Below are 3,955 nucleotides of genomic sequence, written 5' to 3' on the forward strand. Positions count from 1 at the left end.
GCCTGGTCCTGCGCGGCGGCCAGCTCACGCTCGCGCACGCGCTGCGACTGGGCGGCCGCGCGTTGGCGGCGCTCCTGGGCGGCCAGCTCATGCTCGTGCCGCGTCAGCGGTGCGAGCGCTCGTCGGCGGCGCTGGTCCAGCGCCTCGAGGCAGGCCGCCACGCTGAAGCGCTGTTGGCATTCGGCCTCTTCCCGCGCAAAGCGCTGCTCGATGGCCGCGCGCTGCGCCGCAACTTCGGCCCGAGTCGCCAGCTGGGGCGAGGACGCCGCGGCGGCGGCAAGCAGGATCAGCGCAGGCAAGCTCATGTCAGCGAAGTATCGACCTCGCGGCGCGCCAGGGCCAGGTACTCGGCCGAGCGCATCTCCTGCAGGCGCGACACCGTGCGCGGAAACTCGTGCGCCAACGGTCCCTCGGTGTAGAGCTGGTCGGCCGGTACCGCGGCCGAAATGATGAGCTTGACGCGGCGGTCGTAGAGCACGTCCACCAGCCAGGTGAAGCGCCGCGCCTCGCTGGCCAGGCGCACCGGCATTTCCGGCACATCGGACAGGATGACGGTGTGGAACTGGCTGGCCAGTTCCAGGTAGTCGTTCTGCGACCGCGGGCCGCCGCAGAGGGTCTGGAAGTCGAACCAGACGACGCCACCGGCACGCCGCCGCGCATGCAGCGCGCGGTGCTCGATCATCAACTTGCGATCCTGGTCGTGCGCCTCGGCGAGGGACTCGAAGGCCTGGGTCAAGGCCGCCTCGGCAGCGTCGTCCAGCGGCGTCAGGTAGAGGTTCATGTCCTCCAGCGTGCGGCGCCGGTAATCGGTGCCGTTGTCGACGCTCAGCACTTCAAGATTCGCCTTCAGCAGCTCGATGGCCGGCAGGATGCGGTCGCGATGCAGTCCGTTCGGATAGAGCTCGTCGGGGTGGAAGTTGGAGGTTGTGACGATGGACACGCGGTTGCGGAACAGCGCGTCGAGCAGCCGGTGCAGGATCATCGCGTCGGTCACGTCGGCCACGTGAAATTCGTCGAAGCAGATCAGGCGGAAACGCCGCGCGATGCGCTTGCCGAGTTCGTCCAGCGGATCGGCGATGCCCTTGAGCTCCTGCAGCTCACGGTGGACCTCGCGCATGAACTCGTGGAAGTGCAGCCGCGTCTTGCGCTGCAGCGGCACGGCCTGAAAAAAGCAGTCCATCAGGAAGCTCTTGCCCCGGCCCACGCCCCCGTACATGTAGACACCGCGCGGGATGGGCGGGCGCACCAGCAGCTTGGTGACCGCATTGGCGCGGCGGGCCTTGTAGCTGGCCCATTCGTCCTGGCAGCGCTGCAGGGCCGACACGGCGCGCAATTGCGCCGGGTCGGCCGTGTAGCCGCGCTCGGCCAGCGTCTGCTGGTAGAGCTCGGTGACTTGAGTCACGTCAAAAATTGAGCGTGCGCTTGTCGATGGCGAGCGCCGCTTCCTTCGTTGCTTCGGACAACGACGGATGGGCATGGCAGATGCGCGCGATGTCTTCGGCCGAGGCCTTGAACTCCATCGCCACGACGGCCTCGGAGATCAGCTCCGAGGCGAACGGGCCAATGATGTGCACGCCCAGGATCTCGTCGGTCTTGGCGTCGGCCAGGAACTTGACGAAGCCGGTCGTGTCACCCAGCGCACGCGCGCGGCCATTGGCCAGGAACGGGAACTGCCCGGCCTTGTAGGCCACGCCTTCGGCCTTGAGCTGCTGCTCGGTCCTGCCGACCCAGGCGATCTCGGGGCTGGTGTAGATGACCCAGGGGATGGTGTTGAAGTTGACATGCCCGTGCTGACCGGCGATGCGCTCTGCGACGGCCACGCCCTCTTCCTCGGCCTTGTGCGCGAGCATCGGGCCGCGCACGACGTCACCCACGGCCCAGACGCCGGGCAGGTTGGTCTTGCAGTCCGCATCGACTTCAATGGCACCGCGTTCGTCCAGCTTCAGGCCCACCGCATCAGCCGCCAGCCCGATGGTGTTGGGTACGCGGCCGATGGAGACGATGAGCTTGTCGACCTCCAGCGTCCTGGCCTCGCCCTTGGCGTCGGTGTAGGCGACGCTGACACCCTTCTTGCCCGACTTGACCTCGCCGACCTTCACGCCGAGCTGGATGTCCAGGCCCTGCTTCTTGAAGACCTTGGCGGCTTCCTTGGCGACGCTCTCGTCCACGGCGCCGAGGAGGGCCGGCAGGCCTTCAAGGACGGTGACTTCCGCGCCCAGGCGTCGCCAGACCGAACCCATCTCCAGGCCGATGACACCGGCGCCAATCAGGCCGAGCTTCCTGGGCGTCACGCCGACGCGCAGCGCGCCGTCGTTGGACAGGATGTTCTCCTCGTCGAACGGCACGCCGGGCAGAGCGCGGGCGTTGGAGCCGGTGGCGATGATGACCTGTTTGGCAGCGATGGTCTCCTCGCCGGCCTTGAGCTCATAACCCCCGTCCTTGGCGGCAACAAAGCTGCCACGGCCGTGGAAGAACGTGACCTTGTTCTTCTTGAACAGGTAGACGATGCCGTCGTTGTTCTGCTTCACGACCTGGTCCTTGCGAGCCAGCATCTTGGCGACGTCGATCTTGACGTTGTCGGCGGTGATGCCGTGGTCGGCGAAGTGGTGGTTCAGGTGCTCGTAGTGCTCGCTGGACTGCAGCAGCGCCTTGGACGGGATGCAGCCGACGTTGGTGCAGGTGCCGCCGAGGGCGGGGCCACCCTTGTCGTTCTTCCACTCGTCGATGCAGGCCACATTCATGCCCAGTTGGGCCGCGCGGATGGCGGCGATGTAGCCGCCGGGGCCGCCGCCGATGACGACGACGTCGAATTGCTTGGTGCTCATGCTGATCTGTCCTTTGGCTTAGATGTCGAACAGCAAACGAGCGGGATCCTCGAGCGCTTCCTTCATCGTCACCAGGCCCAGCACGGCTTCGCGGCCGTCGATGATGCGGTGGTCATACGACATGGCGAGGTAGTTGATCGGGCGCACGACGACCTGGCCGTTCTCGACCACGGCACGGTCCTTGGTCGCATGCACGCCCAGGATGGCGGATTGCGGCGGATTGATGATGGGCGTGGACAGCATCGAGCCGAAGGTGCCGCCGTTGGAGATGGAGAAGGTGCCGCCGGTCAGCTCGTCGATGGACAGCTTGCCCTCCTTGGCCTTGGCGCCGAACTCGGCAATCTTCTTCTCGATGTCGGCGAAGCTCATCTGGTCGACGTTGCGCAGCACCGGCACGACGAGGCCGCGCGGGGAACCGACGGCGATGCCGATGTCGAAATAGCCGTGGTAGACGATGTCGTTGCCGTCGACCGACGCGTTGATGATCGGGTACTTCTTCAGCGCCGCGACAGCTGCCTTGACGAAGAAGCTCATGAAGCCGAGCTTGACGCCGTGCTCCTTCTCGAACTTCTCCTGGAACTTCTTGCGCATCTCCATGACCGGGGCCATGTTGACTTCGTTGAAGGTGGTCAGGATGGCGTTGGTGGACTGCGACTGCAGCAGGCGCTCGGCGATGCGGGCGCGCAGGCGGGTCATGGGCACGCGCTGCTCGGGGCGGTCGCCCAGGTTGGGCTGCACGGGCGCGGCCACGGCGGGCAACGGCTTGGCGGCAGGCGCGGCAGCGGCGACGGGTGCCGGCGCGGCAGACTTGGTCGAAGCGGCCAGTGCGTCGCCCTTGGTGACGCGACCATCCTTGCCCGAGCCCGCCACGTCGGTGGCTTGCAGGCCCTTTTCGGCCAGGTTCTTGGCGGCGGCCGGCATGGCCACGTCGCCCTTGTTGCCGCCGGGGGCTGCGGGCACAGCGGCAGCAGCCGGCGCTGCAGCCGCGGCGGCCGTCGTGGCGGGCGCGGCGACGCCGGCCTTGCCCTCGGTATCGATCTTGGCAAGCAGTTCCTGGCTAACGACCGTGCTGCCGTCGGCTTTGACAATCTCGGCCAGCACGCCGGAGGCGGGCGCGGGCACTTCGAGCA

Annotated in this window: 3 protein-coding genes and 1 pseudogene; all 4 read right to left on the reverse strand. The window is 67.1% G+C overall.

What is annotated here, in order from left to right; all coding sequences use genetic code 11:
• Positions 1–305 (reverse strand): annotated as a pseudogene (locus ACT6S0_RS27180) (hypothetical protein); the annotation flags it as partial.
• Complete coding sequence (zapE, locus tag ACT6S0_RS27185) at positions 302–1,402, reverse strand: cell division protein ZapE (protein WP_444766846.1); 1,101 nt, start codon at positions 1,400–1,402, stop codon at positions 302–304. The pseudogene ACT6S0_RS27180 and the gene zapE, both read right to left, overlap by 4 nt.
• A gap of 1 nt (position 1,403) precedes the next feature.
• On the reverse strand, positions 1,404–2,825 hold the full coding sequence (lpdA, locus tag ACT6S0_RS27190) for a dihydrolipoyl dehydrogenase (RefSeq protein WP_444766847.1): 1,422 nt from the start codon (positions 2,823–2,825) through the stop codon (positions 1,404–1,406).
• An 18-nt stretch (positions 2,826–2,843) separates the two neighbouring features.
• On the reverse strand, positions 2,844–3,955 hold a 1,112-nt coding region (gene odhB, locus ACT6S0_RS27195), incomplete at its 5' end, for a 2-oxoglutarate dehydrogenase complex dihydrolipoyllysine-residue succinyltransferase (protein ID WP_444766848.1).

This window comes from Roseateles sp. (assembly GCF_052436255.1).
In the GTDB taxonomy this organism is placed as follows: Bacteria; Pseudomonadota; Gammaproteobacteria; order Burkholderiales; family Burkholderiaceae_C; genus Pelomonas.